This window comes from Streptomyces capitiformicae, from assembly GCF_002214185.1.
GTDB lineage: Bacteria > Actinomycetota > Actinomycetes > Streptomycetales > Streptomycetaceae > Streptomyces > Streptomyces capitiformicae.
This window is the reverse complement of sequence record NZ_CP022161.1, coordinates 89,656-114,617: the sequence shown is the minus strand read 5'-3', so window position 1 is coordinate 114,617 and position 24,962 is coordinate 89,656. Positions and strand designations below refer to the sequence as shown.

Annotated in this window: 22 protein-coding genes and 1 pseudogene; 12 read left to right on the top strand and 11 right to left on the bottom strand. The window is 70.5% G+C overall.

The window, feature by feature from the left end:
- Positions 1 to 94 precede the first annotated feature (94 nt).
- Positions 95 to 1,093, bottom strand: coding sequence for a hypothetical protein (locus tag CES90_RS00405; protein WP_189782078.1), 999 nt, complete (start codon positions 1,091 to 1,093; stop codon positions 95 to 97).
- A gap of 194 nt (positions 1,094 to 1,287) precedes the next feature.
- Between CES90_RS00405 and CES90_RS00400 the strand changes: the two genes are divergently transcribed.
- Positions 1,288 to 1,923: an HAD family acid phosphatase gene (locus CES90_RS00400; RefSeq protein ID WP_189782079.1), complete on the top strand. Its 636-nt coding sequence runs from the start codon at positions 1,288 to 1,290 to the stop codon at positions 1,921 to 1,923.
- Between the two features lie 70 nt (positions 1,924 to 1,993).
- A complete protein-coding gene (locus CES90_RS00395) occupies positions 1,994 to 2,383 on the top strand; it encodes a PPOX class F420-dependent oxidoreductase (RefSeq protein ID WP_189782080.1) in 390 nt (129 codons plus the stop codon).
- Positions 2,384 to 2,532: 149 nt separating this feature from the next.
- Here CES90_RS00395 and CES90_RS00390 read toward each other — a convergent pair whose 3' ends face one another.
- Complete coding sequence (locus CES90_RS00390; protein WP_189782081.1) at positions 2,533 to 3,207, bottom strand: hypothetical protein; 675 nt, start codon at positions 3,205 to 3,207, stop codon at positions 2,533 to 2,535.
- 128 nt (positions 3,208 to 3,335) lie between these two features.
- Positions 3,336 to 3,449: pseudogene (locus tag CES90_RS49160) on the bottom strand (DNA-binding response regulator); the annotation flags it as partial.
- Here CES90_RS49160 and CES90_RS49155 point away from each other — a divergent pair.
- The 4 genes from CES90_RS49155 to CES90_RS00375 all read left to right on the top strand — a co-directional run bounded on the left by CES90_RS49155 (position 3,439) and on the right by CES90_RS00375 (position 7,818).
- Positions 3,439 to 3,711: a hypothetical protein gene (locus CES90_RS49155; RefSeq protein WP_229913706.1), complete on the top strand. Its 273-nt coding sequence runs from the start codon at positions 3,439 to 3,441 to the stop codon at positions 3,709 to 3,711. The pseudogene CES90_RS49160 and the gene CES90_RS49155 overlap by 11 nt on opposite strands.
- On the top strand, positions 3,672 to 4,466 hold the full coding sequence (locus tag CES90_RS00385) for a sensor histidine kinase (protein ID WP_229913707.1): 795 nt from the start codon (positions 3,672 to 3,674) through the stop codon (positions 4,464 to 4,466). Before CES90_RS49155 ends, CES90_RS00385 begins: the two co-directional genes overlap by 40 nt.
- Positions 4,467 to 4,603: 137 nt before the next feature.
- Entirely contained in the window at positions 4,604 to 5,362 is a 759-nt protein-coding gene (locus tag CES90_RS00380; RefSeq protein WP_189782082.1) for a peptidoglycan-binding domain-containing protein, read from the top strand.
- 80 nt (positions 5,363 to 5,442) lie between these two features.
- On the top strand, positions 5,443 to 7,818 hold the full coding sequence (locus tag CES90_RS00375; RefSeq protein ID WP_189782083.1) for a SpoIIE family protein phosphatase: 2,376 nt from the start codon (positions 5,443 to 5,445) through the stop codon (positions 7,816 to 7,818).
- Between the two features lie 58 nt (positions 7,819 to 7,876).
- Here the strand turns inward: CES90_RS00375 and CES90_RS00370 are convergent, their stop codons facing one another.
- Both CES90_RS00370 and CES90_RS00365 read right to left on the bottom strand, forming a co-directional pair.
- Positions 7,877 to 9,793 (bottom strand): phosphatase PAP2 family protein, encoded by a 1,917-nt coding sequence (locus CES90_RS00370; RefSeq protein ID WP_189782084.1) that lies wholly within the window; start codon positions 9,791 to 9,793, stop codon positions 7,877 to 7,879.
- A 93-nt stretch (positions 9,794 to 9,886) separates the two neighbouring features.
- Positions 9,887 to 10,801, bottom strand: a complete 915-nt coding sequence (locus CES90_RS00365; protein WP_189782085.1) for an N-acetylglucosamine kinase — start codon at positions 10,799 to 10,801, stop codon at positions 9,887 to 9,889.
- Between the two features lie 247 nt (positions 10,802 to 11,048).
- Between CES90_RS00365 and CES90_RS00360 the strand changes: the two genes are divergently transcribed.
- The 6 genes from CES90_RS00360 (at position 11,049) to CES90_RS00335 (ending at position 19,340) form a co-directional block, all read left to right on the top strand.
- Positions 11,049 to 12,164, top strand: coding sequence for an ROK family protein (locus CES90_RS00360; protein ID WP_189782086.1), 1,116 nt, complete (start codon positions 11,049 to 11,051; stop codon positions 12,162 to 12,164).
- Between the two features lie 276 nt (positions 12,165 to 12,440).
- Complete coding sequence (locus tag CES90_RS00355) at positions 12,441 to 13,763, top strand: extracellular solute-binding protein (RefSeq protein ID WP_189782087.1); 1,323 nt, start codon at positions 12,441 to 12,443, stop codon at positions 13,761 to 13,763.
- 124 nt (positions 13,764 to 13,887) lie between these two features.
- Entirely contained in the window at positions 13,888 to 14,799 is a 912-nt protein-coding gene (locus CES90_RS00350; protein ID WP_189782088.1) for a carbohydrate ABC transporter permease, read from the top strand.
- A complete protein-coding gene (locus CES90_RS00345) occupies positions 14,796 to 15,698 on the top strand; it encodes a carbohydrate ABC transporter permease (RefSeq protein ID WP_189782089.1) in 903 nt (300 codons plus the stop codon). The genes CES90_RS00350 and CES90_RS00345 overlap by 4 nt, the downstream gene beginning before the upstream one ends.
- A gap of 2 nt (positions 15,699 to 15,700) precedes the next feature.
- Positions 15,701 to 17,419: a hypothetical protein gene (locus tag CES90_RS00340; protein ID WP_189782090.1), complete on the top strand. Its 1,719-nt coding sequence runs from the start codon at positions 15,701 to 15,703 to the stop codon at positions 17,417 to 17,419.
- Positions 17,420 to 17,489: 70 nt separating this feature from the next.
- Positions 17,490 to 19,340: a hypothetical protein gene (locus CES90_RS00335; RefSeq protein WP_189782091.1), complete on the top strand. Its 1,851-nt coding sequence runs from the start codon at positions 17,490 to 17,492 to the stop codon at positions 19,338 to 19,340.
- Between the two features lie 33 nt (positions 19,341 to 19,373).
- On the opposite strand, the gene CES90_RS00330 is transcribed toward CES90_RS00335, so the two are convergent.
- The 6 genes from CES90_RS00330 to CES90_RS00305 form a co-directional block, all read right to left on the bottom strand.
- Positions 19,374 to 20,039 carry a nucleoside/nucleotide kinase family protein gene (locus CES90_RS00330; protein ID WP_189782092.1) on the bottom strand — a complete coding sequence of 222 codons (666 nt, stop codon included), beginning with the start codon at positions 20,037 to 20,039 and terminating at the stop codon, positions 19,374 to 19,376.
- A 54-nt stretch (positions 20,040 to 20,093) separates the two neighbouring features.
- A complete protein-coding gene (locus tag CES90_RS00325) occupies positions 20,094 to 21,221 on the bottom strand; it encodes a serine hydrolase domain-containing protein (RefSeq protein ID WP_189782093.1) in 1,128 nt (375 codons plus the stop codon).
- A 129-nt stretch (positions 21,222 to 21,350) separates the two neighbouring features.
- Positions 21,351 to 22,745 (bottom strand): CAP domain-containing protein, encoded by a 1,395-nt coding sequence (locus CES90_RS00320; RefSeq protein WP_189782094.1) that lies wholly within the window; start codon positions 22,743 to 22,745, stop codon positions 21,351 to 21,353.
- Positions 22,746 to 22,785: 40 nt separating this feature from the next.
- Positions 22,786 to 23,103, bottom strand: coding sequence for a YkvA family protein (locus tag CES90_RS00315; protein ID WP_189782095.1), 318 nt, complete (start codon positions 23,101 to 23,103; stop codon positions 22,786 to 22,788).
- Between the two features lie 94 nt (positions 23,104 to 23,197).
- Positions 23,198 to 23,581 carry a hypothetical protein gene (locus tag CES90_RS00310; protein WP_189782096.1) on the bottom strand — a complete coding sequence of 128 codons (384 nt, stop codon included), beginning with the start codon at positions 23,579 to 23,581 and terminating at the stop codon, positions 23,198 to 23,200.
- A 326-nt stretch (positions 23,582 to 23,907) separates the two neighbouring features.
- A complete protein-coding gene (locus tag CES90_RS00305; RefSeq protein ID WP_189782097.1) occupies positions 23,908 to 24,831 on the bottom strand; it encodes a MurR/RpiR family transcriptional regulator in 924 nt (307 codons plus the stop codon).
- Positions 24,832 to 24,962 lie beyond the last annotated feature (131 nt).

Here is a 24,962-nt window from a genome sequence, read left to right as displayed (position 1 = left end):
CAGCTCCTGGATCTTCGGTGATCTTCTGTGGAGATGTAGGGTCACCGCGCAATGTAGACCCGGCGGTTGGCTTTTGGCGCCACTTCGGCGATCTTCACAGCCGCCAGGTGCGGTCGGTGTCGGGGCCGAGCGCCGCCCAACTGCGTTCGTCGCCCCACACGGAGGAGCCGCTGACGTACGGTCGCAGCAGCGTGGTCAGCTCCGGATCGCCCCGCCCGTTGAGTTCGTCCGAGGCGATCTTGCGCGCGGTGCCGGCGAGGAAGTCGGCGAGCAGGATCCGCGGATCCTCGCCCGCCGGGACCAGCCGCAGACCGGCCAGCCGGGCCCGGTCCTCGATCCGCGCGATGCGCTCCTCGGTCAGCATGTTCTGCCGGTCGTGCACCAGCGTGACGGGCAACCCCGCGCGCCGCCAGTACGCCGAGGTGTGGACGATGGCCGGCATCAGTGGATTGAGCACGGGGAACAGCTCGGGACCGGCGAGGATCCGTGCCCGATGCGCGTCGGCCCGGGCCCGGCCCCGGGCCAGCAGGTCCAGGATCGCGCCCACCGGCTCACCGGAACGCGCCCGGCGCAGCGCGTCCACCGTACGGAAGAACGGTTCGACGGGGGACTCGGCGTCCTCGTTCTTGCGGGTGCGCAGCAGATCGTTGGAGACCTCCAGGAACTCCCTCCACCGCTCGCTCCCGAAGACGGCCCGGCCCTGGCGATGGAGGGCGACGGCGATACCCGGACCCTCGTCGGTCAGGAGGGCCACGACACGGTCCACGACGAAGAACGGCTTCTCCGTCAGGTGCACATGGGCATGGCCGTGGATCGGCCCGGACGGGCCGAGGTACCACTGCAGCACCGCCCGGTGCTTCTCGCGCAGGAGGATGTTCGCCTTGTACTCCTCCGCCGGGGAGCGGATACGGTCGCGGACTTCCTGTACGTACGCGGAGGCCGCCCCCATCGGCAGAAGGACACTGCCGTGCGCGAACACATCGGTGTTCCCGGTGGTGAGGTTCTCGCCGTCCGACCCCGACTCGTCGCAGGCCACCTCCAGCGTCCGCCCGCCCACGACCGCCCCCGTCGGATCCGTACGACTCCGGGTCACGCGCTGCCCCCTGCCTCGTTGTCCCGTGCACATCATCGCGCACGGCGCTCCGGCGGAGACGGTGAACGATCGTCGAGACCCCTCTACCAACCAGTAACTTTCAGGTAGTCTCCCGGCCACTCATGGGCATGACCATGACGAGTGCGGCGACGGTTCGACCAACCTCGCCGCTTTGACATGAGAAGGGGACGAACATGACAAGAAGCGGTGCGGGACGCCGTGTCACGACGGTCGCCGCGGTGGCGGTGCTCGGTATCGGCGGGTCGGTGACCGCCGCCGTTCCGGCGGCCGCGGCGCCGGCCCAGGCGGCGGTGAGCGCGGCCGCGGCCGCCGAGGTCGACTACGCGACCTGGCAGAAGGACGTGAAGGCCGTCATCGACACGGCGACGCCCTATGTGCAGCAGCGCACCGCGAACGCCTCCGGCCAGAAGCTCGCCATCGTCTTCGACATCGACAACACCACGCTGGAGACGCACTACACCCCCTGGTACCAGCTGCCCACCCCGGCGATGAAGCCCTCCCTGGCTCTGGCCAAGTACGCCAAGTCCCGTGGTGTGGACGTCTTCTTCGTCACCGCCCGCCCGGGCATCATCGAGGGCATCACCGAGTGGAACCTGGAGACCGTCGGCTACCCCGTCGACGGCCTCTACGTGCGTGACCTGCCCGACCTGTTCGCCGAGGTCTCCGCCTACAAGACCGCCTCACACGCGGACATCGAGTCGGACGGCTACACGATCATCGCCAACGTCGGCAACAACACCACCGACCTGGTCGGCGGCCACGCCGAGCGCACCTTCAAGCTCCCCGACTACGACGGCCAGCTCGACTGACACCGCCTCGTCGTCACCCGGGTGTACGGCCGCCGGTCACCGCCGGCGGCCGTACACCTAGACTCCCGTCATGGCTGACGTCACCTCGCTCGACGCGCTCGCCGCGGGCAAGTACCTGCTGATCACCACCTACCGCAAGAACGGCACCGCGGTCCCGACCCCGGTCTGGGTGGTACGGGACGGCGACGCGCTCGGGATCTGGACGGTCGCGGACTCCTGGAAGGTCAAGCGCATCCGCAATCGGGCCGATGTCCTCGTCGGCCCCTGCGACCTGCGCGGCAACCCCACCGGTGACTCCGTCCCCGCCCGCGCCGAGATCCTCGACGCGACCGGCTCCGCCCACTACCGCCGCCTCATCGCCCGCAAGTACGGCGTCCTCGGCCGCCTCACCCTCCTCGGCAGCCGACTGCGCCGGGGCACGGACGGAACGGTCGGCATCCGCGTCACGCTGACGAAGTGAGCGTCAGGCTCCAGCGGACGCCGGCCACGCGGACGTGTGGCCCGAGCAGGCAGGCGCGGGCGGAGCCCCGAGGCTCAACTCGCCTGAACCGCCCCCCGGTCGGGCCACCGTCTGGCCGAGCGACTGCTGCTCGGCGGGTAGCTCCCGATTCAGGCGTAGAACGGGCCGGGAGTGCTCCAGGTCGTCGAACCGAAGACGTTCGGGTCGTTGATGGCGACCTTCACGTTCGTCACCTTGAGCCCGTACTGGGTCGCCGTCGTCCCCTCCGGGCAACTCACCTCCACCGCCGGGAAGTTGACGAAGAACGGCGGGCCGAAGTCCCGGTCGGGATAGGTGCGGAACTGGCCGAGCAGCCAGTTGCTGTCCGGTTCGTAGTACACCGGCGACAGCGGCTGTTGTTCGGTGCGGACGACGAAGCTCGTGTTGTGGTCGAAGCTGCCGTCGGGCCGCAGGCAGCCGAAGGTGCGGGCTGTGTCGGCGTAGGCGGTGAAGTAGCCGCCGGCGCTGCTCAGTCCGGCGAGGTAGCCCGGCTGGCTGCGGACATTGTGCAGCCGGACGCCGAGCTCGAAGCCGCCGCAGCCCGGGGTCGCCCAGTACTGGTGGTACCGCAGCTGGCACTGGCGGTCGCCGGAGGAGGCGTTGGGATCAGGGTTGTAGGGCTGGGGAACAACGGCTCGGCGGAACTCCACGGTCGCCGAGATGCCCCCTTCGGTGGACGCCGGTATCTCGACCGTGTCGCTGGCCCGGGCCGCACCCGGCCCGGCGAGGACGAGCCCTGCTCCCGCGAGTAACGCGACGGTCGGTCTCGCCAGTACTGCGCGCATGCTCCGCATAGGTCGGATCCCCCCTCGTGCACCGGGTGCACGCTCACACAAACAGTGACATGGGCACGCTACCGACACAGGGGGCACCCACTCGCCCAAACACCCCAACCCTCACAAACGGAACCTGGTCAGCGGTCGCCCGCGTGCCCCGTCCGCCATGCCCAGGCGGCGATCTCCACGCGGTTCCGGGCGGCAAGCTTCAGCTGGACGCCGGCGAGGTGCGTCTTCACCGTGCAGCTGCTCCTTCTGGCCATCGGGCTGGCCGCGCTGCTGTGGCCCGTCGCGCGGCGGCCCGCATGGCTCGCTCCGGCCGTGCGGACCGGACTGCCACCCCTCGTGACCCTCGCGTACGTGATGATCCTCGTCGGCGCGCGCAGGATGGGGGCCTTCAGCCCCGGTGAGGCGGTGTTGCTGCTGTACCTGCTGGTGTCGCAGTCCGTACCTGTCCACCCCGCTGGGCGCTGGTGTGCGGAGCGCTCAACGGCACCGCCGTCCTCGCGCTGACGCTGCCGTACTTCGCTCTCGACCCCGACGACGGCGGCACGTTCGGGGCCGCGTTCGTGCTCCTGCTGCTGGTCGGCAGCTCGGCGGGGCTGTCTGCCTACCTCCGCACCCTGGACCACCGACGGACCGCCGCCGTCACGGAGATCCGCCGCGCCGAGCGGGTCGCCATGGCCGCCGACCTGCACGACTTCGTGGCCCACCACGTCACCGGGATCCTTGTGCAGACCCAGGTCGCGCGGATGATGGCCGACACCGAACCCGAGAGGCTGGACCCCGTGCTCGCGGGCATCGAGCGTGCGGCCACCGAGGCGCTGGTCTCGACGCGCCGCACGGCCGGGGCGCAGCGCGAGCACGAGGACGACCAGGTCGATGCCGCGCACAGGCGCCCGGTCGGCGACCTGGCGGGCATCTCCGAGCCCGTGCGCGGCTTCGACGGCGTCGGCGGTGTCGACGCACACACGGCCCGGCTGGACCGCGGCCCCTCCGTCCCCGACGACCTGCCGCACGAGGTGCAGGCAGCCGCCTTCCGTGTGGTGCAGGAGTCCCCGACCAATGTCCGCCGGCACGCCGCCGACGCCACCGAGGTCACCGTTCTCGCTCCGCTACGGCCACGGCGACCTCGAGGTCTGGGTGCGCGACGACGGACGGGGCGGTGCCCGGCTCCCGGAGGCGGCCCGGGGCGGTGGCTTCGGGCTCGTCGGCCTCACCGAACGCGCCACCCGGCTCGGCGGCCGTATCCAGGCCCGCTCGCGTGAGGACGGCCCCGGCTGGGAGGTCGTCGCCGTACTTCCGGCCACTCCGGTGGCCGCGAGGTGAGCTGAACCTCCGGGGCGGACTTCCCGTATCTCCTCACGGGGATGGCGGGAGACCGCGTGCACGGAAGGAGATCAGCGTGTCGATACCGCCCGAACCGGGGCAGACGACGAAGCGCCGCACGATCGAGCCCACCTACGTCATGCGCCGACGCCGGACCGAGGCACTGGCGGAGCTGCTGCGTGAGATGGAGCTGTACAAGGGGACGACGGCCCCGAACGACGAGTACGAGACCGTCGCCGTACCGCCGGTGACGGACGCGGCGCCGCCTCCGCCCCCGGCGCGCGAGCGGATCCTGCCCCGGCTGGAGGAGCTCGAGACCGAGGAACTGCCCCCGGTCGTGGTCGGCGAGGACTTCGGCGCCGACGACGTGGTCACCGGCGGGCGGCGGCCGAGGCGGCGCCGGGACCCGGCCGGCGGCAGTACGGGGCTCAAGCGCGCCGCGGTGATCGTGAGCGTCGGCGCGGCCGCCCTCATCGGCTTCGGCGCCGCCCTCCTCGTACCCGGCGGAGACAAGGACACCGAGGTCAAGGCCCCCGCCCCCACGCCGACCCCGTCGGCACCCGCGACCTCCGCCCCGGCCCAGAACGACGCCGTCGACCCGGATGGCCCCGGCACCCTCCGCGAGGGCGACACCGGCCCCGAGGTCACGGAACTCCAGGAACGGCTGCGCCGCATCCCCAACGTGTACGACAACGGCCCCACCTCGGGCCAGTACGACGTCGTCCTGAGGGAAGCCGTGGCCCGCTTCCAGCTCTGGTACGGCATCCGCGGCGACGAGACCGGCGTCTACGGCAACGACACCCGCCAGGACCTCGAATCCCGCACCACCCTCTAGCCGAGCTGCTGCGCCGGACCCCCGTACGTCACGGGGGTATCCGGGTTGTTGCCCCGCCCTGAACGGACCATCCTTGCCATATGGTGACGAAGGGGTCGGGTGCGTCCTGGGCCGCCCCGGGCGGTGAGGCCATGGCGGTGGTCGACGCGCACGGCCTCGTCTCGGGGTGGAGCGAGGGCGCGCGGCGGCTGACCGGGTGGGCGCCCGAGGAGGTGACCGGGCGACCCGCGGCGGAGCTGATCGACGGGGATGTCCCGGCCGCCCGACGCGCGCTGCTGGCGTTCGGCGACGCGCTGGTGACCCTGCGGTACCGGGACGGGCGGCGGCAGACGATGGCGCTGCGGATGTGCCCCCTGCGGGGCGAGGACGGCCGGCGCGGCTTCGTCGTCAGCGCGAACCCCAACCGGGACGAACGGGGCCTCGGAGAGGTGGCCTTCCAACAGGCGTCGATGGCCATGTCCGTCTTCGACACCGGGCAGCACTATCTGCGGATGAACGACTGGGCGTGCATGGTCATGGGGCAGCCCGAGTCGGAGTTCCGGCACCGCTACTTCATGGACACCGTGGAGGACTCCGAGCACAGCCGTGGCTATCTGCGGCACATGGAGATCGTCGTGGAGACCGGACAGCCGGTCCACTACGAGAGCTGGACCCGTTCGCCGTCGGGTCGGCGCATGCACGCCTGGACCACCCAGATGTGGCCGCTGCGGAACCGCGCCGGAGAGCTGCTGGGCACCGGGAACGTGTCGTTCGACAGCAGCGAGCAGTTCTGGGCGCGCCAGCGCCTGGCGATCCTCAACGAGGCCGCCGGGTCCATCGGCACCAAGCTCGACGTCGTCCAGACCGCCGTTGAACTCGCCGACCTGGTCGTGCCCCGGCTCGCCGACTTCGCCAGCGTCGACCTGTTGGAGTCCGTCATCCATGGCGAGGAACCCGAGACGGTCCCGATGGACGGCGGTGTGCAACTGCGCAGGGCCGCCCACCAGTCGCGTACCCCCGGTGTCCCGGAAGCGGCGATCGGCCTCGGCGCCGCTGATGTCTACCCCATCTCCTCGCCACCCGCCCGCGCCCTGCTCACCGGCGAAGCCGTACTTACCCGCACCGGCGACCACGACCTCGACACCTGGCTGGCCCGGCACGACGCCCGCTCGGCCAAACTCCGGGAGGCCGAGGACCACGACCTGTCCCTCATGGCCGTACCCCTGGTCGCCCGCGGCACCACCCTCGGCGTGGCCGTCTTCGTCCGCATACTCACCCCCGAGTCCTCCGACGCCTTCGACCAGGACGACGTCTCCCTCGCCGAGGAACTGTCCAGCCGGGCAGCCGTCTGTGTCGACAACGCCCGCAGATACACCCGGGAACGCACCACCGCGCTGGCTCTGCAGGGCAGCCTGCTGCCCAAGGCGTCGGCCGGGCAGGCGGCCGTCGAGTTCGCCTCCCGCTATCTACCGGCGCTGTCACAGGCCGGGGTCGGCGGCGACTGGTTCGACGTGATCCCGCTGTCCGGGACCCGGGTGGCACTCGTCGTCGGCGACGTCGTCGGGCACGGCCTGCACGCCTCCGTCACCATGGGCCGGCTGCGTACGGCGGTGTGGGCGCTCGCCGACGTCGATCTGCCGCCCGACGAACTCCTCACCCACCTCGACGACCTCGTCGAACACCTCGCGGCCGGAGACGGGGAGATCGGCGCCACCTGCCTGTACGCGGTCTACGACCCGGTCTCCGGCACCTGCTCCATGGCCTCCGCCGGACATCCGCCGCCCGTGGTGGTGCGCCCCGACGGCAGTGTCGAGGTCATCGAGGTGGCCGCCGGACCGCTGCTCGGCGTCGGTGGACTCCCGTTCGAGGCAAGGGAGTTGGAGGTGCCCAAGGGCTCGGTCCTCGCCCTCTACACCGACGGCTTGGTCGAGGCCCGGGACCGCGATGTCGACACCGGCACCGCCGCCCTGTGCGCCACGCTGCGGGGGCCGATGGACAGCCTGGAGCGCGCCTGCGACAGCGTGCTCAAGGACCTCCTGCCCGACACCCCCGCCGACGACGTGGCCCTGCTGCTGGCCCGCACCCGCGCCCTCGACGCGGAACGGGTGGCCGTCTGGAACCTGACCGACGACCCGGCGCTGGTCTCCAACGCGCGCAAACTCGCCACCGACCAGCTCACCCGCTGGGGCCTGGAGGAGGCCGTCTTCGTCACCGAACTCGTGGTGAGCGAACTCGTCACCAACGCCATCCGCTACGGCGGCGCCCCCATCCAGCTGAGGCTCATCCGCGACCGCACCCTCATCTGCGAGGTCTCCGACGCCAGCAGCACCTCACCCCATCTGCGCCGGGCCCGCACCTTCGACGAGGGCGGCCGCGGCCTGCTGCTCGTCGCCCAGCTCACCGACCGCTGGGGCAGCCGCCCGAGTGGCGCGGGCAAGACGATCTGGGCGGAGCAGGCACTGCCGCCGAGCCTGTGAGAACAGCTGTTGGGGGGTGGCCGCAGCCACCCCCCAACAGCCCTGCACGCGAAGGAAGTTACTTCTTCCGCAGGCGCACCGACACACCGTGGGCCGTGAAGACCTGCTCGGCCGTCCAGCCCTCCTCGGCGACGGTGACCTCGGCGAACCGGCCCTGCAGGGACCGCGCCCCGATGACCGCCACCGTACTGCCGTCACGCGGTGCCTGCTTGGCGTCGAAACGGACGACCAGCTTGCTGCCCTTCTCCAGGACCGCACGCCTGTCCACCACGAGGGCGGCGTCGTCGCCCCGGTCCAGCGTCACGTCGAGGACACCGGCCTGGGTGTACCCGCCGCGCACACGGACGGTGTGGTCGCCCGTGCGCAGCGTGCCGCTCGCCACCTTCACATCACCGCGGCCGAAGGCCTCCTTCGAGCCCGCCGCGAGCACACCCGCCTGCACGGTGGTGCCGCCCTTGTACCGGTTGGCGCCGGCCAGCGTCAGCGTGCCGCTGCCCTTCTTCACGAGACCGCCGGAGCCGCAGATGTCGTTGCGCCAGGTGTCGGCCGCGTGGAAACCGCCGAGCGCGGCGTCCATCGTCACGGTGACGTCCGAGCCGAAGGCGCCGAAGGCGTCCGCCGCCGCGAACAGGTTGAGCCGTCCCCACTGCTCCCAGCCGTCCAGCAGCACATACCCGGACGGCAGCGCGGTCGTGCGCAGCACCTCGCGCCGCTGAGCCGCGTCGAGGTACGGCAGCCGCGTCTCCAGCAGAACCTCCGCGCCCTTCGGCACGGTCGGGTCCTCGGAGCGGCCCTCGCGGGTCAGCACGTACGTCAGCTTCGGCTCGACCAGGCGCGCGTTGGCCCTGCGATCGGCGTACGGGTCGCTGTCGATGCCGGCCGAGTGCGCGTACGCGTACAGCGTGTCGGCGGTGGTGCCCGTCTTCGCCCGGAAGTACTCGGCGGCCTGCTTGACCGCGGCGGCCTTCAGCTCGGCGTTCTTCGGGTCGGCGAGCGCGGCGGCGGCCAGAGCGGTGGCCATGACGCGGCCGCCGAGGACGTCGAGCGAGGAGTGCATGCCCGAGACGATCCGGTCGTGGCTCGCCTCGAAGGCGCGGGTCACCATCTCCTGGAAGCGCTCCGGTACGGCATAGGCGTAGGCCAGAGCCGCCAGGTGGAGGGCGTTGGTGTGGCCGCTGGGGAAGCCGCCGTCCGTGGCCGCGTCCTCGCCGCGCTGCCGCAGCAGCTGGGGGACGACGATGACGTCGGACTCGTACACCGGGAACCCGAACTCGTCGGTCCTGCCGGTGTCGACGACCTCGCTGTTCTCGTTCATCCGCCAGGGGCGGGGGTACTGGTAGGAGAACTTGGCGGGGTTGCTCGACGCGAACGGCCCGCGCACGGTGTTGACGAGCTCGGCCACCTTCCCGAGCTCGGACGTGGTCGAGCCGGCGCCGTTCGCGGATCCGGCGGGGGCGTCGGCGGGGACGGAGTCGCTGATCTTGCCCGCCGGGGTGCCGTCGGGGGCGGAGGTGATCGCGGTGACCGCCTTGGCGCCCGTCCGGTACAGCTCCGCGAGGGGGCCGAGACCGCTGATCACCGAGTAGCTCTGGTGCTGCCGGTCGGTGATGAACGCCTCACGGGCCTGCGCCTCGGTGCGCCGGGCGGTGATCCGCGCGCTGTACAACAGGTTGGCGCGAGACACCTCCGGCATGAGCGGGATGCCGGTGTTCCAGGCGTCCCCGGTCTTCCATATCTCCGCGAAGCCACCGAGGGCACGGACGACCGCGTTGGTTTCGGGGGTGAGATTCGCGGTGATGTTGGTGGTGTAGTCGTCCACGAACGCCTTGAACGCGGTCGTGGCCTTGCTCTCGGCCGCGGAGGCCTGCCATACGGTCGCGAGAGTCGGAGCGGCGATCAGGCCGGCCGAGACGCCGAGAGAGGTCCGGAGGAAGACGCGCCGGTTGAGCCTGTGTTGCCCGGCAGATGACGGCATGGAGTGCCGCTCCTTTCGCGGTGGGTGATCGTGCGGGCTGAGCGTGTGCTTGACGTATGACCGGTCGATGTCCGGTCGGCGATGGATCGGTGATCAGGGGGTGACCGGTCGAAGGAGAGATCGTGCGAGTGCCACCGCCCCCTCGACCGGCGGCACTTGCAGAGGGCGCGGCCTCGCGGCGGGCACGGAGTCGGCCAGCGCGGTCGTGAAGGCCGAGTACAGGGCGGGGCGGCGCAGGATCGTGCTGCCCGCCACGGCCACGTCGTCGACCGGCACTCCGCGCAGGGCGAGCCGTTCGACGAGGGAGGCGAGCGCGCGACCGGCGTCGGCGATCACCTGGTGGGCGACGACGGAGCCCTGCTCGGCGGCCTCGAATACCACGGGCGCGTGCCGGCCCCACTCGGCGGACACATCGGTGGCGCTCTCCAATGCCGCGCCGAGAGCGGGGACTTCGTCGACCTCGAAGGCGGCGACGAGCAACCGGGCGAGCGCGTCCGGGGTTTCACCGCGGTCGTGCGCCGCCCAAACGGCACGGGCGGCCTCGCGTACCAGACCGGCGCCGCCGCCCTCGTCGCCGAGGACCGCGCCCCAGCCGCCGACCTGAACCGAACTGCCGTCGGCGAGACGGCCGACGGCCACCGAACCGGTGCCGGCGACAAGGCCCACGCCCTCGTCCAGACCGGCGGCGGGGACCAGCAGCTCGGCGTCGCCCACGATCAGACAGGGCACCTGGAGGCGTTGTTGGAGAAGCAGACGTATCGCCTCGCACTGGCGGGGCGTCTCGCACGCGTGCGCGCCGACGGCCACCGCCGACGGGCGTACGGGCGCGGGCAGCACCTCCTCGATCAACGAGGCCAGCCACTCGGCCGCGTTCGGGTGATCGTGGGGCCGCCAGCCATGGCTCGGGCGGACATGGTCGGCGATCGAGTCCGGCCCCGCGAAGGCGCGGAGCTGGGTCTTGGTACCGCCCACGTCGATCCCGACGGCGACAGGGGTGGAGTCCTGCACGGAATCCCTCTCGTCACTGCACTGAGCTTGCGACGGCGGGCGAGACCGTGCCTGGACACACAGAAGGACAGCTGGTGGGGGGTGCGGCTCGGGAAGCCCCGGGACGGGCCTCTGCTGGGTGCGGCAGGCGAGTACCGCTTGACTTCGTTAGGAAATTAACTAACGAATAGGAGGGCGTCAAGCGGTCCGGACCCGGAAACCGAGACGATTCCGAGCGGCCGGCCGCCGCGGTACGACTGGGGAGAACATGAACCTGAGCGAGAGCGCCCGCGCCGTGTTCGCCGTACTGGCCGAGGCGGGCACCGCGACCCGCCCCCAGCTGGCGGCGGGGGCCGGCCTGTCCAAACCGACGGTCTCCTCCGCCGTGGCCGAACTGGAGGCCGCCGGCCTCGCCGCCTGCTCGGGCACCGCCTCCGGCGGCACCGGCCGCTCCGCCGCCGTCTACGGCCTCGGCCAGGCCGCCGGCGCCGTGCTCGCCGTCGACCTCGGGCCCAGCCGCACCCAGGTCCGCGGCTCCGCCCTCGACGGCACCCTGCTCGCCCAGGGCGCCGGCTCCCGACCGGACGCCGCCGCCGTGGTATGCGACGTCCTCGCGAAACTCCCGGAGGGCGCCCCGCTGCGGACCGTCGTCGTGGCCGTCGGCGACGTCACCGTCCAGGCGGGGGAGGGGGAGCGCCCCGCGACCGCCAAGGCGGGACCTGCCTTCGACGCCATGGCCGTCGCCCTGCCGGCCGGAGTGCCGGTCCACCTGGAGAACAACGTCAACTGCGCCGCCCTCGCCGAACTCCACCAGGGCGCGGCCCGGGGCCGGGACACCTTCGGCTACCTGCGCATCGGCGTCGGCATCGGCCTCGGTGTCGTCATCGGCGGCCAGGTGCTGCGCGGCGCCAACCACGCCGCCGGTGAGGTCGCCCGGCTGCCCTACCCCTGGGACGAGGACCGCCAGCCCCGCCACGAGGGCCTGGAGGCCCACCTCGGCGCACGCTCCCTGCTGCGCCGGGCGTCCGCGGCCTGGTGCGACGGCGACGGCCCCCGACCGCGCACTGTCGAGCGGCTCTTCGCCCTCGCCGACGGCGGACACGCCACTGCCCACGCGGTCGTCGGCCACCACGCCGCCGAGATCGGCCGGCTCGCTGCCGCGGCGACCGCCGTCCTCGACCCCGGCCTCATGATCCTTGGCGGTGACGTCGGCTCGAACCCGCAGCTCCTGCCCGGTGTACGCGCCGAACTGGCTCGACTCAGCTGGCCGACCGAGGTCGTGAGCAGCGCCCTCGGCGACCGTGGCACCGTCCTAGGGGCCACCGAGCTGGCCGTGGCCCGGGGAATCCAAACCGTGACCGAGGGGGTACCGGTGAAGCATTGACGGACTCCACCCGCTTCTGCCAATGTCCGGACAAGCGCTTTCTAAGTCGGCCGGGACGCCGGCTTGGAGCGAGCGTCCCGCCCGTACTCGACGTACGGCAACCGCACGAGGGCGTGCCCGTGCGGTGACGGCCAGGACGGCCGGGGATCCTCGCCCGTACAGGAAGACGCGGCCGGGCGAGGCCGCGCCCCCGGAAAGCGACCTTTCCTGCACACGCACCAGTGCCGCCTCCGTCGGCGCCGTGCTCCGTCCCCTGCGACGAAAAAGGGATCGAAGATGACCAATGTAGGTGTGCGGCGCTCCCGCCGACTCGGCCGCGGCGGTATGCGCCGCCTGGTTCCCCTCGCTGCCGTGGCCACGGCAGGTGCCCTGGTGCTCTCCGCCTGCGGGTCGGGCTCCGAGTCGGGCGGGACCTCCAAGTCGCTGACGTTCTGGATCTCCACGGTTCCGGGGCAGGACGCGGGCTGGAAGAAGATGGTGGCGCAGTACAAGAAGGAAACCGGCGTCGCCATCAAGCTCGTCAACATCCCCTACGACGGCTACACGACGAAGCTGCACAACGCCGCCCAGGCGAACTCCCTGCCCGACGTGGCGGCCGTGCCGGCGCTGGACCCGATCTGGTCGAACAAGCTGATCGACCTCAGCTCCATCGCCAACAAGAAGAGCAACAACATCAACGCCAACTTCCTCGCGAAGGACTCGTCCGGGAAGGTGCTGTCCATCCCCTCGGACGTCACCGCGTCCGGCATGTTCATCAACAAGTCGCTGTTCGAGAAGGCCGGCGTCTCCTTCCCGACCTCGCCCGAGAAGACCTGGACCTGGAAGGAATTCATCAAGGCTGCGAACGAGGTCCGGGAGAAGACCAAGGCCAAGTACTCCCTGACATTCGACCAGTCGCCGTCCAGGCTCCGCGCCATGGTGTACGAGATGGGCGGGAAGTACGTCCACGCGGACGACTCCGGCAAGTTCTCGGCGGACGCGGCGACCAAGAAGGCCGTGAACTACTTCGTCGGACTCAATGACGACAAGACCATGCCGAAGTCGGTGTGGACCAGCGGCGCCGACCCGTCGGCCATGTTCCAGAGCGGCGACGTGGTCGCCTACTGGTCCGGTGTGTGGCAGGTCGCCGCCTTCGCGGACAGCATCAAGAAGTTCGAGTGGGCCAGCGTCCCGACTCCCGCCGAGCCGGTGCAGGCCAGCGACGTCAACGCCGGCGGCATGGTGGTCGGGTTCAACAACAACGCCGACGCGGCCACCGCTGCGAACAAGTTCCTCTCCTGGCTGTACGAGCCGGACCACTACCGCGAGCTGTGTGAGGCGTCCGGGTTCCTGCCTGTCGAGAGCGGTCTGAACCCGGAGTACCCCTTCAAGTCCGAGGCGGCGCAGGCGGCGTTCAAGCTGTACAACGAGTCGATCCCGCTCTACGACCCGATCTCCGGCTACTTCAACAGCGCGCAGACGGACTGGGTGCTGAACGGCAAGAGCCTCACCGAGGACCCGACCAAGACGGAGCTCGGCAAGGCGATCAACGGCCAGCAGTCGGCCGACAAGGCCCTGCAGAACATCGTGGACAGCTACAACCAGCAGGTCGGCGGCTGAGCGTAGGCCGACATGGCCGGGCGGCGGGGTCCAGACACCGCCGCCCGGCCATGGGCGCACACGTGATGCCGGACTCATGGCCTGAGCCCACAGCAATCCAATCCACCAGCACGGAGTCAGGAAGATGACAAAACGCGCCTCGGACGTGTCCGCGAGCCCGCCCAGGAGACGCAGCAAGTACACCCTTGCGCCGCTCGTGCTCATCGCGGCCAATGTCGTGCTCTTCGCGCTGTTCTTCGTCTGGCCGGCGGTGATCGGGCTCATCTACTCCTTCACGAACTACACGGGCGTAGGGGCGTTCCAGCTCGTCGGACTGGACAACTACAGCAACCTGTTCGGGGACTCCACGTTCTACGGCGCGCTGACCCGGACGGTGCTGTACGCCGTGCTCTTCGTACCGCTGAACTTCGCGCTCTCGCTGCTCGCCGCAAACCTGGTGGTGAGCAAGCACGCCAAGGGCTCGTCGGTCGCGCGCGTCATCTTCTTCATCCCATGGCTTTTGTCGCCCATCGTCGTGGGTGTCCTGTGGCGGTGGCTGTTCGGTGAGAACTTCGGACTGGTCAACTACATCTTTGAGAAGCTCGGCGGAAGTGCCGTTCCGTGGCAGTCGAACGCGGACCTGTCGCTGCTGGTGGTGGTGATGGCGGCGGCCTGGATGTGGACGGGTTTCACGATGCTGCTGTTCATCGCGGCGATCAAGAACGTACCGGTGTCCTACTACGAGGCGGCCTCACTCGACGGCGCCGGCCCATGGCGCCAGTTCTTCAGCATCACGCTGCCGAGCATCGCGCCCACCTCGTTCATCGTCATCCTGCTCAACACGATCAACGCGATGAAGGAATACCCGGTGTTCGTCGCCCTCAACAACGGCGGACCCGGCACGTCGAACAACCTGCTGGTCCAGTACATCTATGAGACCGGCTTCAAACGGGGCCAGATCGGATACGCGAGCGCCGCCTCGTTCGTGCTCATGCTCATCCTGATGGCCGTCGCGATCATCCAGCTGATCGTCAACCGGCGGGTGGAGAACCGATGACAACCACAGACATGCCACGCCCGGTCGACGCCGGTCCCGGACGGGCCGTCTCCAAGAAGCAGCCCCGCAGGGCGGGTAGTGGTGGGCTCCGGCAGGCGGTGCCCGCGACGACACTGCTGTGGATTCTGGCGTGCCTGTACGGGTTGCCGGTGCTGTGGTTCATCCTCAGCTCCCTCAAGCCGGCCAGCGACCTGTTCTCCTATCCGCTGACGCTGGTTCCGCACGACATCACCCTGTCGGGCTACCTGACGGCGTGGCGCAGTGCCAACTTCTCCCAGTACTTCATCAACACGACCATCGTGTGCGTGATCACCACGATCCTCACGGTGGGAGTCAGTTGCTGCACGGGGTACGCGCTGGCCAAGTACGACAACAAGTGGCTCAAGGCCTTCTTCCTCTGCATCCTGGCCACCACGATGTTGCCGGGCGAGGTCATGCTCGCCCCGTCGTTCCTGGTGGTCCGCGACCTCGGCCTCTACAACTCGTTCGGCGGCATCATCCTCCCGGCCGTGCTCACCGCGACCGGATGCTTCATGTTCCGCCAGTTCTTCCTGACCGTTCCCGACGAACTCTTGGAAGCCGCACGCATCGACGGCGCGCGTGAGCTGTCGATCTTCCTGCGGATCATGGTGCCGCTCTCCCGGCCCATCATGCTCACCCTCGCCATCCTGTCCTTCCAGTGGCGGTGGAACGACTACATCTGGCCGCTGCTGATGCTCAACGACCCCAACAAGTTCACCGTGCAGATCGGCATCCAGAGCATCGTCGGCGCGCAGAACATCAACTGGTCGGTCCTGCTCGGCGCATCGGTCATCTCCATGATCCCGCTGATCGTCGTCTTCCTGGTGTTCCAGCGTTACGTCATGAACGCCGACATCAATGCCGGACTGAAGGACTGACCTTGCCCACCCCGCTCGACCACGCGTTCGTCCGGTCGGTGGCCCGCGCCGCCGACCGGTCGGCCGCCCCGCTCGCGGCCCGCCCCGACGAGGAACCCGCCGGTGTGCCGCACCGTGGTCTGGCGCGCCGGGTGAAGACCCTGGTCGCGGCGTACCGTTCTCCGGACTCGGCACTGCGCGGCAGCGGGCAGGCCGTCGCTGCCGCGATGACCCATCTCGGCGCTCTACGGGCCGCGCAGACCACCACCGGCCTCTTCGCCGGCGGCGACAACGTGCAGTCACCGCCGGACTCCGCGTTCACCGTCAACGACGTGTGCGACGCACACCTCCTCGCCGCCGGCGCGGGGCCGGAACTGAGCGACGTCACGGCCGCGCTCGCCGAGATCGCCGACGCCGCCTCCGTCAGTCTCCTGACCGGTGGGGTGCACACCCCGAACCACCGCTGGGAGCTGTGCGCGGCGCTGGCCCGGCTGCACCGGTCGTTCCCGGACGACCGGCTGCTCGACCGTGTAGCGGAATGGCTCACCGAGGGCGTCGACCTCGACGCGGAGGGCCTGTACTCGGAACGGAGCGCCAACTACGCGGCCCACGTGTCCAACCCTTCACTGCTGCTGCTGGCCGACGTCCTCGGCCGCGCCGACCTGCTGGACGCCGTCGAACGCAATCTCGCCACGACTCTGGACCTCATCAGGCCGGACGGCACGGTGGAGACCGTCCACTCGCGACGACAGGACCAGAACCACCCGTTCCCGCTGGCGCCCTTCCTGCCGCACTACCGGCTGCTCGCGATCCGCACCGGCCGGGGCGACTTCAGCCGGGCGGCGCGGCTGGCGGCCGCCGACGGCATCGACGACCCCGACCTGCTCGCCCAGACCCTCCTCACCCCGGACCTGTGCCGCCCCCTGCCGGCCCCGACTGGGGAGTCCCTTCCGCGCGACCGGTACCTCACCACCGCACGCCTCGCCGCACGCGCCTCGGCCACCGCGCACACGGTGGTGTACGGCGGCTCCGACGTGCCCGAACACCGGCGCATCCGCTCGGGCCTCGCCTGCAATCCCACCTTCCTGCGCCTGTTCGCCGGCGACGCAGTCCTCGACGCCGTCCGCCTGTCGCGGGGGTTCTTCGATCTGGGCCCGTTCCGCGCCGCCGGCATGCAACAGCTCGCCGACAACCGGTACCGGCTCACCGAGACCCTCACGGCCGCCTACTACCAGCCGCTCCCGACGGACCAGAGGCGGGACGACGGCCTCTACCGGCTGGTGGACGAGGGACGCTTCTCGGCCGCGATGGCCTTCCCGGACCGGCCTCGGGACGAGGTCTCACACACGACCCGCGTCGAGGTGGACGTGAGAGAAGACGGTGCCGACCTGCGGATCGACATCAGCGGACCACGGGTGCCCTGGGCCCTCGAACTGACCTTCCGGCCGGGCGGCGTGCCAGAGGGCGCCGCACCGATCGGCGACGGACGCTGGTGCCTGACGACCGGGCCGATGACCTACCGGGTCGGCGACGACGAGATCCAGGTCGAGGCAGGCGTCGAGGCGGGCGAACCGCTTGCCGGGCCGGACCGGAGCGACGTACTGCGGTACGACCCGGGTCAGGACTACACCGTGGTGGGCGGCACCGATGCGACGACGGGGAACCGCGTCTACGTCGGTGGACTCGGCCCGCACACACTGACCGTCGCACTGCGTGCCCGCCGGCCCGCACCTGTCGTGTGACCCCGACGAACCACGCCATGGCCACCCCAGGCATGAAGGGCTGATCCCCGTGCACCTCACGCCCCCTCCCGTGCACCTCCCACGCCAGCTCGGCGCCCTGCACCACCTCCCCGACACCGCGGAGGCCTACGGCGCCGTCCTCGCCGGCGTCGCCGAGGAGGCCCTGGCCCGGCTCACGCCGGAGGGCAACCTGGAGCACCCCGACTGCGTGGACGACATCGGCGACACGTCCCTCGGCATCACCTCGCTCCTCGCCCTGGCCTGGCACCGCGGCAAGGACCCGCGCCTGCCGGAGGCGGTCCGCCGCAGCACGGACTTCCACCTTCGTGAGCGCGTCTACACCGACGACAACCCCGGCTACCCGAACCTCCGAATCCGCAACTCCGGCCTTCCGTACGCCCGTTACACCCTGGCAGCGGGCGCCCACCCCATCGGCGACTGGCCGAGCACGGTGTGGGCCCTGCTCCAGGCGGTCAACCTGCTCGACCTCGCCGACGGACTCCTCTCCGGCGAACAGACCGACGCCGTACGGGAGATGGCGTGCGGCTACTGGCGCTGGCTGACCGAGGCGACGTTCTTCAACCCGCAGGAGGCCGGCAACCAGGCCATCGGCTGCGTCGTCGGCGGCCTGATGCTGGCCCGCCACCTCCCGCAGGAGGAGGCCGAGAAGGTCCGCGCCCGCGCGCTGGCCCTCTACCTCGACAAGATCCGCGCCCACCGGGTGGCCGACCGGGGCGCACTGCTCCCACCGGAGCACGGCGGCGCGTACGACAACAACTACGGCCCGATCTCGCTCTCCTTCCTGGCCCAGGCCCACCGGATCAGCGGCGAGGAGATCTTCGCCGAGGACGGCGACACCCTCGCCCGCTACATCGACGCCCGTCTGACGGTCGGAGGCTTCGACAACGGCGGACCCCGCTACAGCGAACAGCACTCCGGCTTCGAGTCGGTCCTCGGCCTGCGCTACTTCGGCCACCGCATCGGCGCCGACCTCGGCCGTTACCGCGGCGACACCCGCTGGGGCCGGCACGCGGTCAACCCGGACGGCGGCGTCGACGGCCACTTCGCGTGGATGCTGGTCTGGCAGATCCAGGACACCACACCCTGGCATCGCACACCGTCCACCGAACCGGTCCGGCACCAACTCCGCGCCGGCGGAGTGTCGGTGGCCTTCGACACCAGGATGACGCCGTCGCTGATCGAGGCGGACGGCACCTACTTCCTCCCGGCCGCCGTCAACCGCCAGCACGGCTTCGGCCCGGTCACCGACGGCTTCCTCCTGTGCCGCCCCATGGGCGAGACCCGCGTCCGCGACCTCCGAACCGACGGACTGACGGCCAAGCTGGTCACCAAGCCGGTCGTCACCCGCGACCACGTCCTGCGCCATGTCCAGTCCCTGTACGTCACGGACGGCACCCGCCTCTGGACGACGGTCGCAGTGGAACGCCTCCCCGGCGAGCCCTATCTGCTCGCCGGCCTCCCGTACGTGAGGGACGACGGTGACGGCCTGCGCCGCGTCGCCGAGGCCGAGGTGACGTCGGCGGGCGGCATGCGCCTGACCCACCCGACGACACAAGGCCCGGACTTCTTCGACGCCCGCACCGACACCACTCAGGAACTGGCCGCCTTCGCCCTGGCCGCCGACCCACGCGGCTACGGCAACCCCGACGAGGGCTGGTCCCACCTGATCGCCTCCACGGCGATCGAGGCGACCCCGGTCCCCGACACCCCGTCCGACCTTTCCGACCTCTCCGACCTCGACATCTTCGCCGTACGCTACGGCGGCTCCGGCGACCCCTTCACTCCTGCCTTCGCTCGCACCCCGGAGGGCCTGACGGTCCGCACAGAGGCGTTCACCGCGTTGATCGGGGACCCCGCGGGGGACGAGAACGGCGAACCGGTGCTGACGCTGGGCGGCTGAGCACCGAGTGCGGACATCGCGACGCTGAAATCGCTACGTCCTCGCCTCTACCGTGGGCATCGCCGTCCCCGGCACGACCAGATCCGCCCGCACCCGTGTCCTGGCCACGAGGTCGGCGTTCCGCTGGTCCGTGCCGAGGACCCAGTCGACCGCCACGTTGTGTTCCTTGCCGAACTCCTCGTGGCGGGCGATGAGACGGCGGACGCGTTCGGGCTCGTCGAGTTCGCAGAACCACACCTCGTCGAGGTGGGAGCGGACCCGGGGCCAGGGGGCGTCGTCCAGGAGGAGGTAGTTCCCCTCGGTGACGACCAGGCGGGCCGTGGGCGGGACCGGGATCGAGCCGGCGACGGGCTGTTCCAGGGTGCGTTCGAAGCCGGGGGCGTAGACGATGTCGTGATCGTCCTCGTCCTCGTGGAGTCGGCGGAGCAGGGCCGCGTAGCCCGCCGCGTCGAACGTGTCAGGCGCGCCCTTGCGATTCCGGCGGCCGAGACGGTCCAGCTCCACGTCGGCGAGGTGGAAGCCGTCCATGGGGACGTGGGCGACCCAGGGGTCCCCGTCGCCGTTGAGCGTGCGGGTCAGTCGCTCGGCCAGCGTGGTCTTGCCGGCGCCGGGGCTGCCGGCGATGCCGAGTACGGCCCGGCGGCCGGGGCGGACCAGTGCGGTGGCCCGCCTCAGCAGGTCGTCGAAGGTCAGGGGCATGAGTACGACGGTAGACGGAAACCGGCGTACTCCACATGGCGGGTCAGCCGCGGATCAGCCGCAGAACGCCGACTCCAGCGTGCGGTTCATGGTGGCGTACACCGTGCCGTTGTTGGACGTGTTGGCGAACGAGGTCAGACTGCGCCTGCCGTCCTTCGACGTGAACGCCCAGGTGTAATAGCCCTGCACGGTACCCGTGTGCCCGTACACCGAGATCCCGCACGACAGATCACGCCGACGCAGCCCGAGCCCGTACGCCTGCGTGCTGTTCACCGGCGTCCACCGCACCATCTGCTTCAGCTGGGCGGACGAGGTCAGCTTCCCCTTCATCAGCGCGGTGAGGAACTTGTTCACGTCCTTGGCACTGGACACCAGTGCCCCCGCGCTCTGCGCCCACGACGCCGTCTGCCGCGTCGAGTCGATCTTCCGGCCGGTGGAGTCCGCGGTCATATAGCCGCGGGAGTACGTCCCCGGGATGGTGTTCCGCGGGTGGACGTAGTGCGTGTCCGCCAGCTTCAGCGGCTTGGTGATCCGATCCTGGTACGCGGTCGCCACCGACTTCTTGGTGATCTTCTCGATGAGCATGCCCGCCACGATGAAGTTGGTGTTCGAGTACGAGTACACCGCGCCGGGCTTGTTGGTGAGCGGCTCGGCCAGCGACAGGTCCATCAGCTGGCGGTAGGTGAAGACCTTGTTGCGGACGTTCTCGAAGCCCGGGACCGCGCGGGCGAAGAGGGTGCCCGCGTAGTCGTACAGACCGCTGCGGTGGCTGAGCACATGCCGCACGGTGATCCGCTTGTCGGGCAGCAGCCCCGGCAGATAGGTGTTGACCGGGGTGTCGAGCTTGATCCTGCCCTCGTCGACCAGTTGCAGCAGGACCACCGCCGAGAAGGTCTTGGTGACACTGCCGATGCGGATACGGTCCCCGGTGGCGATGGCCCGCCCGGTACCCCGGTCGGCGACCCCCGCAGCCAGCTGAAGCGCCGTTCCGTTGTCGTCGATCCTCGCGAACGCGCCCGGCGCTCCCTGCGACAGCGCCGTGCGCAGCACTTTTCGTAGCTCGGTCGTGTCCGGTGGCGCCAACGCGGCAGCGGGTGCGGCTGCCTGCGCTGGGACCGTGAAGAGGGACAACACGACCGCGCCCAGTGTCGCCGCGCAGACGCCCACCGTTCTCGAAACCATCCGATTCGTCCTCCCGTTGCCTTTTGCCCGGCAGGTTGCATTGGAGTCGAGCGATCACGGAGAGTCAAGTAGCCTGGTGCGTAGGCGAGTTGAGTGACTCGAACGAGGGAGGAATCCGGCAGACAGGTTTCAGCCGCCGAAGAGCTGCGTCCAGTACGTGCCTGCGGCGCCGCCTCCGGCGAAGCCGACACCTATATGGGTGAAGCCGGGTTTGAGGATGTTCGCGCGGTGCCCGGGGCTGTTCATCCAGCCGCGTACGACTTCGGCGGCGGAGCGTTGCCCGCAGGCGATGTTCTCCCCGATGGACCGCCGGGTGGAGCCGGCGGCGGCCGCCCGGTGCCAGGGTTCGCTGCCGTCGGGGGAGGTGTGCGAGTAGAAGGCGCGCGCCACCATGTCGGCGCTGTGCGCCTGGGCGGCGTTCGTCAGCGGGCGGTCGTGGGAGAGCGGAGGCAGTCCTGCGGCGGCTCGCTCGGCGTTGGTGAGGGTGATGGCCTCGGTGGCTGTTCGCTCCAGACCGGCAGGGGTGAAGGGTTGAGCCCAGAGCGCCGTCCAGAAGACCGTGCCCGAGCGGGGGTCGGTGGCGTGGGCGAGGCCGGTTTCGGTGTACGCGGGTTCGCGGAGTGTTCGCCTGGCTTGTTCGTCGGAGAGGCAGTAGTCGACGAATTCGGCGGGGGTGCGAGGGCCGGAGACGAGGTGTTCACCGATGGCCAGGTATGCGTAGCCGCCCGCGGTGATGCGTTGGTAGAGGGAGAGACCGTCCGCGGCCTCCGACGCGAGTCGGCCTTGCGCGGCCATCGCGGTGGCGTGGGCTTGGGCGGCGGCCGTGAGGCGGGGGTTCAGGGAGACCGGCGGGGAGTTCGACGTGGCGCGGGTGGAGTTGACCAATCCGAGGAAGGGGGGTTTTGGTGAGGGCGAGGATGGGGGTGCCATCGTGCGTACCTGTGTGCGGGTGGGTGGGGGCTGCTCGCGCCCACGCGGCGGAGCCGCACATGTCGCAGCCCCGCGCCCCTGACGGGGCACCGGTGCGGGTGGAGTCGTGGAGGCGTCCTCGACGACGTCCACCCCGAAGTCCCTCGCCACCCCCGCCAGGCCGTCCGCGTAACCCTGCCCCAGTGCCCGTAGCTTCCAGTTCGGGCCGCGGCGGTAGATCTCCGTCAGTAGCAGTACGGTCTCCCGCTGGACCCGTGGTGGGGTGAACCGGGCGATGAGGCGGCCGTCGATCCCCGTGACCTGCAGTGTGGGCGTCGGTAGATGGCCCAGCGGTGTGTGCGGGCCGGCGGGGCTGATGACCACAGTGAGACGCGTCGCCCCGGCGCGCAGCGCGACGGGGTTCACCGTCAGCGCTTCGCCGTTCAGGCGAGCGCCCGGCGCTGTCGGCTGGTTGTAGAAGACGAAGTCGGAGTCGCCGCGTACCTTGCCGGTGTCGTCGGTGATGAGGGCGGAGATGTCGAAGGGGCCCGGCACCCGAATCGTCAGGGGGCCGTTCGGCAGGGGGAGATTGCCCCCGGGTACCAGCTCGCTCATCGGTGCCGTCCGTCGCAGTGACCGTCAGCCCGACAACGTCTCACCCCCGCAGGGCGGTTCCCGTACCGTTCTGCGGCTCGGTGGCCAACTCGCCGTGCCGGCCCGCGCGCATCGACCTCAGCGCCAGCAGCAGGACGCCGATGTCGTCGAGGTACACCGGGTCGGGCACGAGGTCGGTCGGCAGGACCAGGTAGAGGACGGCGCCCCAGAAGACCCACTTGGGGCCGGTCGGCAGTCCGGCCCGGCGCAGTTCACGGCGGGTGCGGACGAGTCGGAGGAGCAGCCACACGGCCACGCCCAGGACGGTGGCCGCGACCACCGCGATGGCGATGATCACACCCCAGGTCCAGGAATCCATCGGTCCCGCCCCCTCGCTCGCGTGTACGCGTACCCTCTCATCCTCTTCCCGTTCCCGGGACGGGCGCCGCCTACCACCGTCCGGTGCGGCGGGTTCAGTGCGCGGCGCGGGCCACGTTGTGGTCCACGAGGGCCTGGCTGACGGCCCTGATGCTGCGGGCGATGTGGTTCAGCTGCATGACCTCGGCCGCGTACATCTTGATCGTGTGCTCGATGACCGACTCGGACATGCCGAGACGGGGGAGTTCGGAGCGGGCGGTCTGCAGCGCCGTGCGGGCGACGCGGATCTCGTGCTGGACCTGGATCTGGGCGTGGCGGGCCAGCAGGACGGGGTGGCGCATCATCGCCGGGTAGCTGCCGTAACGGGCCGGCACCAGCTCGCGCAGCCACTTGGCCGCGGACCGCTCCCAGTCGTAGCTGCCGGGGGTCTTGACCTGACACGGCCAGTCCGTGCGGATCGGCGAGGAGGTGAGGGCCATGTTCAACGCTCCGGTCTTGCATCGACGCCAGTAAGTGCGACTCGGATGGAGTCCTGGCGGCCCCGGTCTAGGGGATGGCCGGGGCCGCCGCGCCCGGGGCGCCGTGGCGGGTAGGAGCGGACGGACCCGGGCGGACGACGTGACGCCGGTGTCCGGCCGGGTCACGATCCGCGAGCAGTATTTATATATACCGATGAGTTTGCAAGGACATGAAAAAATTCATGCCGGGAAAGTTCTGAATAATCCCGTGCTGTCGGTACGTGGTGGGACCCCGTCCGCTTCTGAACGGAGTGTCGGGTTCGGTGGGTTCAGGGGGTTCAGGGGGTTCAGCCCCTGAGGAAGAACTGCTGCTGCTCGGACACCTGCTCGTATGCCTCCAGCCGGGCCTGCGTCCGCTCCGGGTCGGCGTCCGTCATGGCCTGGAGCAGGGCGGAGGACATCATCACGGGGGCCGCATAGGAGTCGAAGACGAGGCGTGAGCCGGTGCCGATGGCGAACACGGCGGCGGCCTCGTCCGCCAGGGGGCCGAGCCCCAGGTCGGTGACCAGGGCGATCTTCAGCCCGGCGCCGCGGGCGACCCGTAGCGCGGTGAGCGTCTCCTGCGCGTGCCGGGGCATGGAGAACGCCAGTACCCAGGTGCCGCCCGCCTCCCGGGACTGCAGCAGGGCGTCGTACGCGACCGTGCCGCCCTTCGTCACCAGCCGGACGTCGGGGTGGATACGGCGGGCGGCGTAGGCGAAGTACTCGGCGAGCGCGCCGGAGATGCGCAGCCCGAGGACGGTCAGGGGAGCCGAGCGGGACAGGGCGCGGCCGATCTCGATCACCTGGTCGGGGTCGGCGAAGTCGCGCCGCAGGTTCTCCAGGTTCTCGATCTCGGCGTCCACGGCCGCCTGGAGCTCGTTGCTGCGGTCCGGCGCGGGGGTGCCCGGGGCGCTGCCGAGGGTGGCGAGCGCGATGGACTGGAGCTGCTCGCGCAGGGCGGGGTAGCCGCTGAAGCCGACGGCCGCGGCGAACCGTGTCACCGAGGGCTGGCTCACCCCGACGCGTTCGGCGAGATCCGTGATCGACAGGAACGCGGCCTCGGTGATGTGCTCGATGAGGTACTGCGCGATGCGCCGCTGCCCGGGGGAGAGGCGGGGCCCGTCGAACAGTTCCCTGAGCCGGGACGTGGGGGACTGCTCGGTCTCCGGGGCGGTCCGCCCGGACGTGATCGCTGATGCCTGCGCACGTGCCTGCTGCGGCGATGGCACCCGCGCGCCTCCTTCGTCTCCCACGACCACTCAACATAGCCCACGGCCCGTGCGGCACCGGGCGGATCGGGTCGGACTCGTGCGACCTGCGCCAACCCTGTTTCGGGCACACCATGGGGGTACCCGCATCC

What these genes read in the sequence shown, in the direction of transcription:
- CES90_RS00330 (WP_189782092.1), bottom strand. Translation starts at nt 20,039, where the DNA reads ATGCCCCTGACCTTCGACGACCTGCTGAGGCGGGCCACCGCACTGGTC.
- CES90_RS00375 (WP_189782083.1), top strand. Translation starts at nt 5,443, where the DNA reads ATGGTGACGAAGGGGTCGGGTGCGTCCTGGGCCGCCCCGGGCGGTGAG.
- CES90_RS00395 (WP_189782080.1), top strand. Translation starts at nt 1,994, where the DNA reads ATGGCTGACGTCACCTCGCTCGACGCGCTCGCCGCGGGCAAGTACCTG.
- CES90_RS00370 (WP_189782084.1), bottom strand. Translation starts at nt 9,793, where the DNA reads ATGCCGTCATCTGCCGGGCAACACAGGCTCAACCGGCGCGTCTTCCTC.
- CES90_RS00360 (WP_189782086.1), top strand. Translation starts at nt 11,049, where the DNA reads ATGAACCTGAGCGAGAGCGCCCGCGCCGTGTTCGCCGTACTGGCCGAG.
- CES90_RS00355 (WP_189782087.1), top strand. Translation starts at nt 12,441, where the DNA reads ATGACCAATGTAGGTGTGCGGCGCTCCCGCCGACTCGGCCGCGGCGGT.
- CES90_RS00315 (WP_189782095.1), bottom strand. Translation starts at nt 23,103, where the DNA reads ATGGATTCCTGGACCTGGGGTGTGATCATCGCCATCGCGGTGGTCGCG.
- CES90_RS00400 (WP_189782079.1), top strand. Translation starts at nt 1,288, where the DNA reads ATGACAAGAAGCGGTGCGGGACGCCGTGTCACGACGGTCGCCGCGGTG.
- CES90_RS00310 (WP_189782096.1), bottom strand. Translation starts at nt 23,581, where the DNA reads ATGGCCCTCACCTCCTCGCCGATCCGCACGGACTGGCCGTGTCAGGTC.
- CES90_RS00350 (WP_189782088.1), top strand. Translation starts at nt 13,888, where the DNA reads ATGACAAAACGCGCCTCGGACGTGTCCGCGAGCCCGCCCAGGAGACGC.
- CES90_RS00320 (WP_189782094.1), bottom strand. Translation starts at nt 22,745, where the DNA reads ATGAGCGAGCTGGTACCCGGGGGCAATCTCCCCCTGCCGAACGGCCCC.
- CES90_RS00325 (WP_189782093.1), bottom strand. Translation starts at nt 21,221, where the DNA reads ATGGTTTCGAGAACGGTGGGCGTCTGCGCGGCGACACTGGGCGCGGTC.
- CES90_RS00345 (WP_189782089.1), top strand. Translation starts at nt 14,796, where the DNA reads ATGACAACCACAGACATGCCACGCCCGGTCGACGCCGGTCCCGGACGG.
- CES90_RS00390 (WP_189782081.1), bottom strand. Translation starts at nt 3,207, where the DNA reads ATGCGCGCAGTACTGGCGAGACCGACCGTCGCGTTACTCGCGGGAGCA.